Below are 14,841 nucleotides of genomic sequence, written 5' to 3'. Positions count from 1 at the left end.
CCGACAGTAGCGGAAAGGCCGCCGCTCGCGCTGGTGGTCGGCAGCAGCCGCAGGTCATGCGCGTGACACGACGCGTAACTGCTCTCACGGCATCGCAGGCAGGACTCGGGCGAGCCGACGGCGGGCGGGCAGCTACGGCTGGTCTCTCAGCAGAAGACGAGGGCGACGTCCCTTTCGACACAGAGTCGCAGGACGACGACCAGTTGGCCGGTGTCATCGATATGTCGTTGCAGAAGTGGATCATCTCTTCCCTCTTGCCGCTGGTCGGCGATCTCCCCAAGACGGGGCAAGAGCAGCGCACATTGGGCTGGAGTGAGGTCGGGGCCGTCGTCGTCGGGGTGATCGAGGAGCGGCTTCAGCGTGGTGGAGACGTCGCTCCAGGGACGCTGTCCACCGAAGCCGCACATCGCCACGAGGTCGAACCCCTCGGTCTGCGCCAGCCACCGGCGGAACACGCCGAAGCCGGTGCAGGACCAGGAGACGTCCGGGTCGGTGACATCTCCGTCCCCTGGGCACAACACGAGCCCCGCTTCGCCCTCCTCGTTCATTGATCACACAGGATGGATCCCGGGGAAGGGCCTACGCAATGGAAATGGTCCAGGTGTGCTGATGTGATCACGGTGAACGGTGCCTTCCTGGACAGCCCCGTTCACCGGGTTGAGCCCCCGGCAGTTCAGGACGGCGCGACCGGGGACCGCATGCCGAGCCACTGCTCGGCGCCCCAGGCCTCGAACCGCTCCACCTCGGTGAACCCCAGCTTCGCCGCGAGGCGCATCGAGGCGGCGTTGGCGCTCTGGGTGGCGAGCACCACCGGCTCGCCGGGAAGGACGCCGCCGAGCCAGCCGAGTGCCGCCGCGCATGCCTCGGCGGCGTATCCGAATCCCCACGCCCGCGGCAGGAACAGGTAGCCGAGGTCGGCCTTCCCCACGGCAGCCGGGCAACGGTGCCCGGTTGCTCTCCTGAGCAGGATCTGGCCGATCATCGCCCCGTCGAGCTCGACGACGAAACTCCCGGGCCACTGCTCGGGCACCTCAGGTGTCTCCCGCTCGAGTTCGTCACGCGGGCGGGGACCGCCGAGGTAGGTGTTCACCTCTGGCGACGCCAGCAGCTCGATGAACGCGGCGCGGTCGCGTGCCTCGGGCGCACGGAGCACGAGGCGCTCGGTTGTGATCGGCTCGGGCGGCCAGGTCACGAGTCCCAGATCTTCCATCCGCGCACGCTAACACCTTGTCAGACCAACGAACGGGAAACTCTTGATGGGTGCCGATGACCGACAGTTGGACGGTGACGGAGCCGACCAGCGGATGCTGGAGTGTCTTGCACAGGGTGGGTTCGGCGGACACGTCGTGAGAGGACCAGAGGCGGGCGAACTCTGCACTGCCGGACCGCAGTTCGGCAACCAGTGCGGTCACCTCCGGGTCGTCGGGGTAGCGGGCGGCAGTGGCACGCAGGTCCTGGGCCATGTTGCGGGCGAAGGCAGCCTCATCCGACAGGCTGCGTCCCGCTCCCCTGCGGGCGCGACTCCAGGAAGACCCGCCGCGCGAAGTTGCGTTCCCGCCGCGGCAGAGCGGAGAGGTCCTCCAGGAGAGCAGCCGCCAGATCATTCCAGGCGATCACCTCGTACGTCGCCGAGATCACGATCGCTGCGGCCTGCGGCAGCCGGCCGGTTTCAGCGCGGCCGCCTGAAGCAGACCGAGCGGGTGGCTCGGATCCATGAGCCCCCGTATCCGGGGCGGGATCCGCCCGGAGCACCAGGCAAGCGGAACGCGGTCGCCGAGAACTATGGGCGGTGGCTGCCGTACTCGCTGACCCGCCCGGTGGTCGGACGCTGCCCGCCGGTGAAGGTATGGCAGCCCCGGCCCCCACTTCGGGAACCCGGCCGAAACGTCAGCCGTCCGGTGCGCGGGCTGGTGAGGGAGCAGACTGTGGCGTGGTTGCTCGTCGTCGAGGTGCGCGTGGCCGGACGGTCTCCTCTAAACCGGGCCCGGTCAATGAGACAGAAGCAAGCATCTGCTTCTCGCCCAGCGCCCCGACCGGAGCCGACCTGACCGGGCCTGGCCGCGTGTCGGGCTCGTGGGGCAGGCAGTAGTGGGCGATGCCGTACCTGCGAGTGGCATTCACCTGATCGAGTACGTGATCAGTGTTCCGGGCGGGTCGTCGGCTTCTCCGCGTGATGATGCAGAGATCGCCTGGAATCATCCGGTGGACGCCTTGCGCGCCCTTCGACATGCCCGGCTGCGCGCACTGTCCGATCAAGAGAAATGACGCACTGTGCATTTGACTCCGCATGAGCAGGAGCGGCTGCTGATCCATGTGGCTGCCGACGTGGCGCAGCGGCGCCGGGACTCCGGGCTGCTTCTCAACTACCCCGAGGTCATGGCGCTGCTGACGGTGTACGTCTTCGAGCAGGCGCGCGCCGGCAAGTCGGTCAGCGACATCATGGACTCGGGTCGGCATCTGCTCGCCCGGGATGAGGTGATGGACGGCGTCCCGGAGATGATCGAGAACGTCCAGGTGGAGGCCACCTTCCCGGACGGCACCAAGCTGGTCACCATCCACGACCCCATTCCGGAGGCCGCAGCAGAGAGGCCCGGGGTCTACCCGGGCAAGGTGGAGCATCCCCAGCCGCCCCCTGAGCCGGACTCTCCGGTCGACTGCGATGACGCCGGTAACTCGTCCGTGGGCTGTGATGAGGACGACGAGACTGCCGGCCGGTACGACGCGATCTGCTTCAACGTGCATCTCGACGGGGACAAGCAGGGCGTCAGCCTGCAGCCGGACGCCATCACCTTGCCGGGGCCGGGCAAGACGAAGATCAAGGTGAAGAACGAGTCGGACCGTCCCGTCCAGGTCGGCTCCCACTATCACTTCGCCGAGGTCAACCCGGGGCTGAAGGTCGTCAGCGTCGAGGTCCCCGCCGGTTGGCCAGTCCCCCAGGACCGCAGTCTGTGGAACTGCGATGCGGCGAGGGGCCGGCGGCTGAACATCGCCGCGGGCACGTCCGTGCGTTTCGAACCGGGCGATGAGTGCTGTGTGGAACTGGTGCGGATTCAGGGTGATGTCACGGCCTGTGGCAGCGACAGCAGCGACCTCACCAAGATCCAGGGACTGCGCGAAGGAATCGTCCGATGAGTGATCCGCAGGCACAAGGCCGCGGCCAGGCGCCGAAGCGCGGGAAGGGCCGGCCGAAACCGAGCAATGAGCTGACGCGGGCGGACTACACCGCGCTGTACGGGCCGACCACGCGGGACCGGGTCCGGCTCGCCGACACCAACCTCACCCTGGAGATCGAGGCCGACTGGAGCGGCGGCCCTTCGTACAGCGGCAATGAGATGATCTTCGGCGGCGGCAAGGTGATCCGTGAGTCGATGGGGATGTCGCATCTCGCCAGGGACGGGAAGGACAGCGAGGGCAAGGCCACGGATCACAGGCCGGTGGACACGGTCATCACGGGTGCACTGATCCTCGACTGGTGGGGCGTGGTCAAGGCCGACATCGGCATCTGCGACGGCAGGATCGCGGGCATCGGCAAGGCGTACAACCCCGAGACGATGGACAAGATCACGAGCTTCGAGATGCCGGATCGTGGGCCCACCGAGGAAGCCCCGCCGGTGACGCCAACAAACTTCGTGGTCGGGCCGAGCACCGAGGTCATCTCCGGCAACGGGCGGATCCTCACCGCGGGTGGCGTGGACACCCATGTCCACTTCATCTGCCCCGGGGAGATCCACGAGGCTCTGGCCTCGGGCGTGACCACCCTGATCGGCGGCGGCACGGGACCGGCCGAGGGCAGTACGGCCACCACCGTGACCCCGGGTGCATGGCACATCAGGCGGCTCTTCGAGGCACTGGACGAGTTCCCGGTCAACATCGGCCTGCTCGGCAAGGGCAGCACGATGAACAAGCACGAGCTCAGGGCGCAGGTGGACGCCGGTGTCTGTGGTTTCAAGGTCCACGAGGACTGGGGCGCCACGCCGGCGGTGATCGACCGGGCCCTGGACATCTGTGAAGAGCGCGGTGTCCAACTCGCTCTGCACGCCGACTCACTGAACGAGTCGGGGTTCCTGGAGAGCACACGGGCGGCCTTCACCGGCGACGTCAGGGACGCAGATATGCGGTCCACGTCGAAGAAGCCACGCTCCATCCACGTCTTCCACGTCGAGGGTGCCGGCGGCGGTCACGCACCGGACATGATCGAGCTGGTCAAGGACCCGAACGTCCTCCCGGCCTCGACCAGTCCGACACGGCCCCTGACGGTCAACACCGTCAAGGAGCACATCGACATGATGATCGTGTGCCATCACCTCAATCCGGATATTCCGGCAGATATGGCCTTCGCCGACTCCCGGATCCGGCCGTCCACCATGGCCGCGGAGGACCTCCTGCACGACATGGGTGCCATCTCGATGATGTCCTCCGACGCCCAGGCGATGGGCCGCATCGGCGAAATGATCGTGCGTACCTGGCAGACCGCGCACGTCATGAAGGCCCGCTACGGGGCGCTGAAGGAGGACCTCGAAGCCGCGAAGGTCCGGGGGAAGCGGCTGCGGCCGAACGACAACTTCCGCGCGCGCAGGTACGTTGCCAAGTACACGATCAACCCGGCAATCACCCACGGCATCGACGGCTACGTCGGCTCCGTGGAGACCAACAAGCTCGCCGACCTGGTGCTGTGGGAGCCCAAGTTCTTCGGCGTCAAACCGCACATGCTCCTCAAAGGCGGCCAACTGGCGTACGCGCAGGTCGGCGACGCCAACGCGTCGATCACCACGCCGCAGCCCTACCTGCCGCGCCCGGTGTGGGGCTCCACCGGCCGCTCCCCGGGACGCAACTCGGTGAACTTCGTGGCTCCGGACGCGGACGACAGACTGAACGGAGACGGCACCAGCAGTAATCCGGGTCTCGGTCTCCACAAGAGATTCGTGCCCATCGCAAGCACCCGTGGCGTCACGAAGGCCCACATGAAACTGAACGACGGCAGTGCGCTGACGAGCCTCGAGGTCGACCACGACAGCTTCGAGGTCACCATCGGCGGTGCGACCACGAGCGACGTCCGCACCGAACTCAACGGTGCGACCGTGCCGCGCTCCTACGTCGACGAACTACCCATGGCACAGCGGTACTTCCTCTTCTGAACCGTCACCTGCCCGGCCTCGGAGCAACAGCACCGCGGCCGGGCTCACGGGCGGGTACGCGCCATACCCGCCCGCGCTCGGCACAGCTTCCGATCCCGCGAAAGGCAGCCGCTCCTCCATGAGCCGTGCAGCCCTGCTCCTGCTGGCCGACGGCCGCTTCCCCGCCGGAGGGCACGCCCACTCAGGCGGTGTCGAAGCCGCCGTCGTCCACGGAGCCGTACACGACACCGACAGCCTGGAGGCATTCTGCCGCGGCCGCCTGCACACCGTCGGCCTGACCATGGCCGGCCTGGCCGCCGCGGCCGCCGCCGGGCACGACCCGCTGCTGCTGGACGACGCCGCCGACGCACGCACCCCCGTCCCCGCGCTGCGCGCCGTCGCCCGTCGGCTCGGACGGCAGATGCTGCGCGCAGCCCGCGCCACCTTCCCGTCCGAAGGCCTGGAACTGCTGGCCGCCGAGCGTCCCCAGGGCGCCCACCAGCCGCTCGTGCTGGGCCTCGCCGCCCGGGCCGCCGGGCTCACTCCACTGGACGCCGCCTATGCCGCCGCGTACGAAACTGCCGGCGGCCCGGCCACCGCAGCCGTGCGCCTGCTCAGCCTCGACCCGCTCGACGCCTCAGGGCTGCTGGCCCGCCTCAGCTCCGACACCGACGCCGTCGCCACGCTTGCCGCCCAGGCCGCGGACCGCGTCACGGCCGAGGGCATCGACGCCCTGCCGTCAGCGTCCGCGCCGCTGCTGGACATCACCGGGCAACAGCACGCCGCCTGGACCGTGCGGCTCTTCGCCTCCTGAAACCTTCCCTCCCCTTCTGGAGTTCCTCGTGCACCTCGACCACCCCACGACCATGCCACAGCGCCACACCCACTGCGCCGAGCCGCTCCGCGCCGATGGCAGCCGCCGCGCCCTCCGTGTCGGCCTGGGCGGCCCCGTCGGCTCCGGCAAGACAGCGAGCGTCGCCGCACTCTGCCGCGCGCTGCGTGACCGCTGGTCCATCGCCGTCGTCACCAACGACATCTACACCCGCGAGGACGCCGAGTACCTGCTGCGCGAGGCCGTGCTGCCGCCCGAGCGGATCACCGCGGTGGAGACCGGCGCGTGCCCGCACACCGCGATCCGCGACGACATCTCCGCCAACCTGGAAGCCGTCGAACACCTGGAGGAGACCCTCCACCCGCTGGACCTCGTGCTCGTCGAGTCCGGTGGCGACAACCTCACCGCCACCTTCTCCAAGGGCCTGGTCGACGTGCAGATCTTCGTCATCGACGTCGCCAGCGGCGACGACATCCCCCGCAAGGGCGGCCCCGGCATCACCACCGCCGACCTCCTCGTCGTCAACAAAACCGACCTCGCCCCGCACGTCGGCGCCGACCTCACCACCATGGCCGCCGACGCCACACGGCAACGTGGTGACCTGCCCGTCATCTTTACCAGCCTCACCTCGGACGACGGTATCCGCGAGATCGCCGACTGGGTCACCGGCCACCTCACCCGGTGGCGCACGCAGGCGGCTGCATGAGCGCCCGCACTCAACTCGCCCGGCCCGAGGCCCGCTTCGAAACCGATGCCCAGGCGGCCGACATCGAGGAACCCTCCGGACACCCGCACGGCGTGCGGGCCACCGCCCGCATCCGCGCCACCTACAACGGACGCGTCACCACGCTCCCGCGACTGCACAGCGACGGCCCGTTCCACCTACGCCGCATGCACACCGGCGGCAAGGCCGCCAAGGTGGGCATCATCGGCGCGATGAGCGCCCCGCTCGGCGGCGACCGGCTCGCCCTCGACATCACCGCCGAAGATCGGGCCGAACTGGAAGTCACCACAGCCGCCGCCACAATCGCTCTCCGCGGTCCCACCACCGCCCCGGCCACCTACGAGGTACGGCTGACCGTCGAGGAAGGCGCCACCCTGCGCTGGCTGCCACAGCCGCTGATCAGCGCCGCCGGCAGCAACCTGCGGCAGACCTGCACGGTCGACCTCGCCGCCACCTCACGACTGCTGCTGCGAGAAGAACAACTCCTGGGCAGAGCAGGCGAGAAGCCGGGCCACCTCGTCAGCCGCATCCGCGTCCACCATGCCGGACGCCCACTGCTCGACCAACACACCGCCTACGGGGACCCCGAACCCGGATGGGACGGCCCCGCGGTCCTGGGCGGGCACCGAGCCATCGGCCAGATCCTCATCGTGGACCCGGAGCTAAATGTCCATCGCGACCCCGTCCTGTTCCGCGAAGGGACCAAAGACGGCTGCGCCGTCCTCGCACCCCTGGCTGGCGGCCCGGCACTACTCGCCACCGCCCTCGCACCGACCTCCTCCGCTCTGCGGGAGCTGCTCGACGAGGCACTCGCACACGCCCTGGGACCGTAGTAGGCGACTCTCCGGCCCGGCCCCGCAGATCGTTCGCACAATGCCCCTCGCGACAGGTTCTGCGACACGCCCCAGTCCGCCGAACCGGGGCTCAGCTGAATGGGCATGCTGGCCTTCTCGGTGGCCGTACTCATCGTGTGCTACACGGCGCACCAGCCCGTCCGGCCCCTTCTGACCAGGGCCTCCCGTCGCCGGGAGCGAGACAGCTGTGCTGACCGGCTATGCGGGCGGCCGGTGCCCGCACGGTAGTCGGCGGCCAGCCTGCTGCACGACGTGCACCGGGGCGCGTCCGTCGGCGGTCTGACAGCGGCAAGTCGTTCTCCGCACAGGGCAGTCGGGAAGGACGGCGGGTCCTCCGGGTAGCAGCGCGGGATCAGGTGCTGGTGCGCGGAAGTGCTGTCGCGTGCGGCAGCGACGCGCGCCTGCTCGGTCAGCATGGGCGTCCCCCTCGTAGTACGAATTCGGCCGCTCACTTTCCGGCCGTGTTCCCGGTGAGCTTTTCGAATTGCATTCTTCCCCCTCTCGAGAATCCATCCACGTCAGACCGTGAATCCCGCTTCGCCGATCTTTGAGCTGTTACTGACGTCAGAACCGGAACCCCACATACCATCCACAAGTGGATAGGCCGGATTGACGTGTTCCTCTGGTTAGTCGCGGTGAGTACGGTCAGGGTGCTGCTGTTGCTGCCGCTGGGGCGTCAGCGGCGGCGCCGATGCGAGACACGGGGGATCACAGCCATGTTTCATGCGCGGAAATTTCTTGAACCACCGCGGTTGACGGCCACTTCCTGAGGCGCACGCAGCGCACGACGCATGAGGTCGGCCGCAGGAAGTAGCCATTCCTTCCGGCGGTGAAATCACTTCTCCGGTTCTGGTTCTGATTCTGGTTCCGGCTGAAACGTTCCCCGAGCTGATCTCCGGGGCGACTTACGGAGCTGCCCCGGGCCCTGAAGAACTCATTCTTTCCTTTTGGGGGCAGCGTGTCGCTGACCGAGCAGTATTCCTGGATGTCCGAGTCGGGGAAGGCTACCGGCTCACCGCCCGCGGGCCCGGCTCCGTCCGGTTCCGATGTCCGTTCCCCCTTCCGCTCGGAAGAGAGCGAGAACACCCGGTACGAGTCCGAGTGGGAAGCACCTTCCGCTCCCGGCCAGTTGGACAGCCCCTTCCGAGCGGCGGCCCGGGTGACGGAGCGCGGCCCGGTCGACCCCGAGAACGAAGCCGTACGTGAACTGCTCAGCGAGCTCTACGAGGACGAGCTGGAGGAGGCCTTCGCCGAGCTGCTCGAAGAGGCCTCGGCGGTCCACGCGGAGAGCGAAGCCGCCATGGTCGGCAGGCTTGACCCGGCGGCAGTGCAGGCCCCGGTGCGCGAGTGGCTCGAACCGCTGGCTCAGCAGAGCGAGGACATGCTGGAGAGCCTGGCCGCGGCGGCCGGGAACGCGGACTCGCGCTCACTCACGGAGAACGAGATCGAGGCGCTCTTCGAGTCGGCGTCCATCGCACCGTCGCCTCAACTCGCCACGTCGCCCGCCTTCGAGCAGTTCTTCGGCGCCCTCAAGAACTTCGCCAAGAAGGCGGTGAAGGGCGCGGCCAACCTGGCCAAGAAGGGCATCACGGCCGTCGGCAAGGTCGCCTCGAAGGTGCTGCCGGTCGCCAAGGTCATGGGCTACCTGAAGCAGATGGTCAGACCCATGCTGATGCGGGTCCTCAAGGTCGGCATCAAACGGCTGCCCGGCAAGTTGCGGCCCTTCGCGGCCAAGCTGGCCAAGAAGCTGCTGCACGAGGCCCCGCAGAGCGAGGCCGAGCAGTCCGAGAGCCTGGCCCACGGCCCGACCGCGGTCGCCCTGGGTGAGGATCCCGAGGCGACGGCGCCCTCGCCCGCGGCGGAACTCGCCCTCGAAGTCGCCGGTGCCACCGCCGGGTTGCTCCTGGCCTCGGAGGAGCACGAGAGCGAGAACTGGCTCGCCGAGGCGAACGCCGTCCTGTCCGGTGAGGCGGACGAGGCCGAGGCGTACGAGAGCGACATCCCCGCAGCCGCGGTCCAGTCGCTCGACGAGGCCAGAGAACGCTTCACCGAGGCCCTCGCCCAGCTACCGGAAGGCGGCGATCCGCGGCCCGCGCTCGAGGAGTTCATCCCGGTAGTGATGGGCATGCTCCCGATAGCCCGCGAGGTCGTCAAGTGGATCGGCCGCCCCAAGGTCGTCAACACGCTCTCGGGCCTGCTCGCCCAGCTCATCGGCAAGTGGGTCAGGCCCCGGGAGGCCAAGATCCTCTCCGCCGCCATCGTCGACACCGGTCTGAAGCTGCTCAACATGGAAGCCGAGGCGGAGGATCCCCAGCGCACCGCCGCCACCGCCCTCACCGCCACGGTCGAGGACACCGTGCGCAGGCTGGCCGAGCTGCCCTTTGAGGAGCTCGAGGACCTGGTACGCCTCGAACCCGCGGCAGGCAGCGCCTTCAACGCCGCCGTCGCCGCGAACATCCCCAGCACCCTGCTGCGCGAGGACCTCGAAGAACTCGAGGCCCGCGGCGTCAAGGGCATGTGGATCCAGTTGCCCCGGACCAAGCCCCGGCGCTTCCGCTACAAGAAGTACGCCCGGGTCTTCGAGGTCACCCTGGACGCCCGGCAGGCCGCGGAGCTGCGCACCGCGGAGGGCGTACGCCTGAACACACTGCTGCGGGACCGCTTCCGGGTGCGCGCGTTCCCCGTACGTCTGCGGGTGCACCTCTATGAGTCGATGCACGGCGCCTGGGCCCGGCAGATCATGGCGGCCGAGAAGAGGCACGCACACGGCAAGGGCCCGGTGGCGCTCCTGCCGCTCAGCACCCGGGTCGCGGGCGCGCTGCTCGGACAGCCGGGGCTCGGCCGGGACGGCAAGCGCGTCGTCAAGGGCCGAGCCCTGGCCCAGGGCACCCGCCTCTTCGGTGTCGAGCTGGTCGACCACCGGTCCGCTCCCGGCGCACAGCACGCACCGGCGGCGGCGGCCACAGCCCTGTCCACGGTCGCGCGCAAGCACCGCACCACCCGGACCCGTCTGACGGTGGACGCGCGGGCCGGCCGCAACACCGTCGTCGTCGCTCTCTACCTCGCCGAGGAACGGGCCCAGGCGCTGCTGAACTCGGCGGGCAGCCCGCCCCAGATCGGCGCCGTCCTCGCCGGCCTGTCCACCGATCTCGCGGACGGCGCGGTCACCGCGCTGCTCGCCGGCCAAGGACGCAACGTACGCATCTTCCGTGAGGGCTACGAGCAGTCGGCGCACCTGTCCCCCACCGACGAGGGCGAGGAGTTCGTCTCGAAGCTCCCGCCGCAGATACGCGACGCGCTGGCGGCCGGGCTCAAGCGCGCGGCGGGCAACGCGCTGGCCCAGTACTTCAAGGGCCGTCTGGACGAGTTCGTACGGGCGTTGCAGATGCCGGAGGAAGGCCTCACGCTCGTCGTGACGCTGCACAGTGCCCCGCTCGTCGACATCATCACCGGCATCCGGTCCGGGAAGGTGCCCCCGCTGTCCGCCCTGTCGGCGGCGATCGGCGCGCTCGCCGCCGAGCCCTCCGCCAAGGTGGAGATCCATCCGGGGCACCGCCGTGGCTGACATCCTGCGGCTCGCGCCCCGGGCCCAGCCGGTGGAGACCTGGCCGCCGCCACCGGTGCGCCCCGGCTGGCACACCGAGGCGGACACCGCGAGTACGACGGGCACCGCGTCCCGGCCGCCCATGAGCGCCGTCGCCGAAGAGCACGGCCCGCCCACCGAACGCGACATCGCGGCGCTGCGGGCCCAGACGGCCCGGCAGATCTCCCACTGGAGCGCCGCGGTGGAAGGCCTCGCCCGGCCGGACAACTTCGCCTCGCCCGCCGCCTGGGCGTCCCTGGAGAGCAGGCTCGGTGTGGCGCTGCGCACCGAACTCCAGCGCGCCGTCGATCGATTGCGTCCCAAGGCGCGCGCACTCGCCGTCGCACTGGCCGCCGCGCACAGCGCGGACCAGGTGCAGGACGTACGCAGGGCCGTGATGACCCTGCGGCATGAGTACCAACGCGTCGAGACCATGGCGGACTTCTACGGCGATGCCGTCAACACCCGTACGGGCGAGCGGATCACAGCGCTGCTGAGGGCGTGCGACCTGCTCGCCGTACGGACCATGGAACCGGTCCTCGTCCCGCTCGGACAGCCGGTACCGCCCGTACTCTGCTATCTGAACGAAGGGTTGGGGGCCTCGATCCTGCGGGCCGGGGTACGGCTGTGGGACCCGGCGGCCATCAGCCCGGTCGCCGCGGTCAAGATCACCCGCCACAATCTGCTGCGTCCCACCGCTCTCATCCACGAGACGGGTCACCAAGTCGCCTTCCAGCTCGGCTGGAACGAGGAACTCGCCAGGGCGCTGCGCGAGGCAGCCGTATCCGCCGGCCGTGAGGTGGCCGACGCATGGGCGGGCTGGGCGCAGGAGATCGCCGCGGACGCCCTCGCGTTCGCCCACACCGGGTTCTCGGCGCTGGCGGCGCTGCACGACGTGATCGCGGGCACACCGGGCAGCGTCACCAACATGCCGCCGGGCGATCCTCATCCGCCCGCCTATCTGCGGGTTCTGCTGGGCACGGCGATGTGCCGCGACTGGTACGGCGCGGGTCCCTGGGACGAGATGGAGCTGGCCTGGCTGCGCTCCTATCCGCTGGACCAGGTGCCCGCGCACCGCCGGGACGTGATCGAGGCCTCCCTGCCGGTGCTGCCCCGACTGGCCAGGGTCTGCCTGCGCGAACCGGCCGCGGCGTTCAAGGGCCGCGCCCTCGCGTCCCTGGTCGACCCGGAGCGGGTCTCGCCGCGCAGCCTGGAGGCGCTGGCCCGCCGCGGCGGACAGGCGCTCTACACCTCGGACTACTGGATGGACGCGGAGCCCCTGCGGATCCTCGCCCTGTCCTGTCTGCGCATGTCCTTGGGAGGGCCGGACACGGAGCATACGCGCGCGAGTTTCGAGAACTGGATGACGGCGCTCGGCAAGAGAGGCTGACCGATGACGAGCAAGGACTCACAGGGCAAGGACGTATCGCTCCAGGGCACTTCGCCCGACTACGCACCCCAGCCGTCCGCCGGCTCGCCGGAGCCCGCCGGCGGCTGGACCGAGGAGACGACACGAGGCCTGGTCGTCGCGCTGGAACGGCTGCCGCGACGGCTGGCCAGACAGGAGCTGCTCGACGAAGAGAAGGGCTACACACGGGAGTTCGACAAGTTCTACGCCGCCATGCAGGGTGCCGCGGACGAGATGAACGGGCGTACCGGCGCACCGTTCAACCCGGCCGTCACCGCCTTCTGGTCCGAAGAGAGGAGCGAGACCAAGGCGCGCGTCGACACCCGCCTGGAAGCCCTGGGCCTGCCGGAAGACCTCAGTTCGATCATCCAGATACGGCTGAGGGTCGGCGCCGACCGGTTCTTCTGGACGTCGCTCACGCCCAACGCGGTCCAGCCCGAGATCAGGAACCGCCGACTGCGGATCGAGGTGCCGGTGCGTGCCGGATCCGGTCCGTTCGGGGTCACCGGCACCGTCAAGTACAAGACGTGGGACGGAGAAGTGCGCGAGGCCACGGTGCTCACGGCTGTGCCGCACCGCCGCCTCTCGCTCCCCGAGACCGACATCCGTCCCGCGTCCACCCCGGAGAGGTGACCGACCATGTTCTTGCAGCTCGCCACCGCCATGATGGCGGCAGGATCGCCCCGGCCCTTCGACGAAGTGGCCAGATTCCTGTCCCGGCAGTCCACCGCTGACCTGTCGCATCTCATCGAGGCGACCTGGCAGAAGAAGAACGAGTCGTACCCCGTACGGGGCCCGAACTACTCCGAGGCGTCGCAGACGGCGGCCCAGCGGGTACTGGACGACTTCGCGCCCGGTCTGACCCTGCCGGCCAACAGCGACCACATCGTGTACGCCTACATGATCGAGAACACCCGGATCCTGGAGATCTTCCGCCGGGTGATGGTGAGCTTCTTCGGTACCGAGATCTTCAACACCCCCTCGCCGGAGACCATCCAGTGGCTGGAGCAGACGGAGGGGCTCTTCTTCCGCGAGCAGAGTCCGTTCTCGGTCCTCGCCTCGGGCGGGGAGTTACGTCCTGACCGGGGTGCCGTCCGCCGCAACGCGTACCACCGGCTGCTCGGCCTCGACCTGAACCATGGCCAGGACGGCAAGCCGGGCACCTACCCGTACCACCGCGCCGAGGTCGCCAACACACGGTTCGTGCCGTTCTTCGAGCAGCTCCTCGAAGAGGTGTCGATCGGCATCCAGCATTCGAGCAACTCGTCAGGGGCGAACCCGACCGACGACTTCCGCATCACCGACCTGGTGGCGCAGATCCGCGACGCGCTGCTCGACCGGCGCGGCACCGACATGGTCAACCTCGCCCGCGAGGAGTACGTCGCCGTGACGTTCATGTCCTGGCTGCATCTGGCGATCAGCTGGAGCAGTCCGCTCGTCGGCGATCTGCGCGCCACGGCGAGCACCCCCCAGGAGCGGCTGCGGCGCATCGGGGACCGGGTCAGACTGGGCGCCCACCAGGACGTACGGTCCTTCCTCGCCCTCGGCCCCGACATGTCGACGCTGCTGCGCTCCATCGAGCTGAACCTCCCGGCCGTGCAGCAGCCGGAGGCGTTCTACACCCGGGGGTCGCAGCTACGCCCCCTGATGGACCGCATCATCCACCACTGGTCGCATGTCACCGGGACCAACATCCGCTCCCGGGCGACCCGCCTCGACACGAGGACGATCCGCGAACTCACCAACGCGAGCGTCATCACGAGCGCGCCCGCCGCGGTGGGCATCGGCCCCCGCGCGGCGTCCACGGAAGCGGTGCGGGCCACCTGACGCCCGCCGACCGGCCCGGCAGTGGCGGCCGTTCCATGCCACCACTGCCGGGCTTGTCGGCGGCGCAGCCCCATCTGACCGAGGTGTTCAAGGCCCTCGGCAACCCTGCCGCCCCGCTGGAGTCGTCCAGCGGGGCGGAGGAGCCCCAGAGACAATCCACAGCCTCGTCTTCACCGACGCCCCAGAGTGCTCAGCCGTGTTGAGTAGCTGAACGGGCAGCGGAAGACCGGTTCACAGCAAGACGATCACGTTCATGGCGTGTCCGGTGCGGGCTTCGCAGGTAGTTCCCGTGGCGGCGGCCACGCTCGCCGCCTGGTGGCGTGCTGGATCGGTCCTCAGTGCTGGACCGGCGGGCAGTAGCCGGTGTCCTCACCGATGCTGTTGATCTCCGCGTTCGACCGCGAATCCTCCGCGTAGTTCAACTGGTCGGTGCACTTCACGCCCGACTTCTTCGGTGTCCCCGACGACTTGTCGCCCTTCTCAGGCGCCGGGCAGTGTA

The 14,841-nt window shown here is 69.3% G+C and carries 11 protein-coding genes and 2 pseudogenes; 10 read left to right on the top strand and 3 right to left on the bottom strand.

Going from position 1 to position 14,841, the window contains the following annotated elements; translation table 11 throughout:
* Positions 1-146 precede the first annotated feature (146 nt).
* The 3 genes and pseudogenes from ACZ60T_RS29065 to ACZ60T_RS29055 form a co-directional block, all read right to left on the bottom strand.
* Positions 147-548 carry a hypothetical protein gene (locus ACZ60T_RS29065; protein ID WP_469668565.1) on the bottom strand — a complete coding sequence of 134 codons (402 nt, stop codon included), beginning with the start codon at positions 546-548 and terminating at the stop codon, positions 147-149.
* 125 nt (positions 549-673) lie between these two features.
* Entirely contained in the window at positions 674-1,210 is a 537-nt protein-coding gene (locus ACZ60T_RS29060) for a GNAT family N-acetyltransferase (RefSeq protein WP_469668564.1), read from the bottom strand.
* A gap of 55 nt (positions 1,211-1,265) precedes the next feature.
* A pseudogene (locus tag ACZ60T_RS29055) lies at positions 1,266-1,662 on the bottom strand (MmyB family transcriptional regulator); the annotation flags it as partial.
* Positions 1,663-2,271: 609 nt separating this feature from the next.
* On the opposite strand from ACZ60T_RS29055, the pseudogene ACZ60T_RS29050 reads away from it, so the two are divergent.
* The 10 genes and pseudogenes from ACZ60T_RS29050 to ACZ60T_RS29005 all read left to right on the top strand — a co-directional run.
* Positions 2,272-2,568 (top strand): annotated as a pseudogene (locus tag ACZ60T_RS29050) (urease subunit gamma); the annotation flags it as partial.
* Between the two features lie 42 nt (positions 2,569-2,610).
* Positions 2,611-3,132, top strand: a complete 522-nt coding sequence (locus ACZ60T_RS29045; RefSeq protein WP_469668646.1) for an urease subunit beta — start codon at positions 2,611-2,613, stop codon at positions 3,130-3,132.
* Positions 3,129-5,135, top strand: a complete 2,007-nt coding sequence (ureC, locus tag ACZ60T_RS29040) for an urease subunit alpha (RefSeq protein ID WP_469668562.1) — start codon at positions 3,129-3,131, stop codon at positions 5,133-5,135. The genes ACZ60T_RS29045 and ureC overlap by 4 nt, the downstream gene beginning before the upstream one ends.
* Positions 5,136-5,253: 118 nt before the next feature.
* Positions 5,254-5,928 (top strand): urease accessory protein UreF, encoded by a 675-nt coding sequence (locus ACZ60T_RS29035; protein ID WP_469668560.1) that lies wholly within the window; start codon positions 5,254-5,256, stop codon positions 5,926-5,928.
* A gap of 28 nt (positions 5,929-5,956) precedes the next feature.
* On the top strand, positions 5,957-6,652 hold the full coding sequence (ureG, locus tag ACZ60T_RS29030) for an urease accessory protein UreG (RefSeq protein WP_365633353.1): 696 nt from the start codon (positions 5,957-5,959) through the stop codon (positions 6,650-6,652).
* On the top strand, positions 6,649-7,503 hold the full coding sequence (locus tag ACZ60T_RS29025; protein WP_469668558.1) for an urease accessory protein UreD: 855 nt from the start codon (positions 6,649-6,651) through the stop codon (positions 7,501-7,503). The genes ureG and ACZ60T_RS29025 overlap by 4 nt, the downstream gene beginning before the upstream one ends.
* A gap of 1,006 nt (positions 7,504-8,509) precedes the next feature.
* A complete protein-coding gene (locus ACZ60T_RS29020; protein ID WP_469668556.1) occupies positions 8,510-11,089 on the top strand; it encodes a hypothetical protein in 2,580 nt (859 codons plus the stop codon).
* The gene (locus ACZ60T_RS29015; protein ID WP_469668555.1) at positions 11,082-12,497 is read left to right on the top strand and encodes a hypothetical protein; all 1,416 of its coding nucleotides are present in this window, start codon (positions 11,082-11,084) and stop codon (positions 12,495-12,497) included. Before ACZ60T_RS29020 ends, ACZ60T_RS29015 begins: the two co-directional genes overlap by 8 nt.
* A gap of 3 nt (positions 12,498-12,500) precedes the next feature.
* A complete protein-coding gene (locus ACZ60T_RS29010; RefSeq protein WP_469668554.1) occupies positions 12,501-13,148 on the top strand; it encodes a hypothetical protein in 648 nt (215 codons plus the stop codon).
* A gap of 6 nt (positions 13,149-13,154) precedes the next feature.
* Positions 13,155-14,342, top strand: a complete 1,188-nt coding sequence (locus tag ACZ60T_RS29005) for a hypothetical protein (RefSeq protein WP_469668553.1) — start codon at positions 13,155-13,157, stop codon at positions 14,340-14,342.
* The last annotated feature ends 499 nt before the right edge of the window (positions 14,343-14,841 follow it).

It is taken from the genome of Streptomyces sp. NPDC104371 (assembly GCF_055583785.1).
The sequence above is the reverse complement of the archived record's forward strand: the minus strand, read 5'-3'. Positions and strand labels throughout refer to the sequence as shown.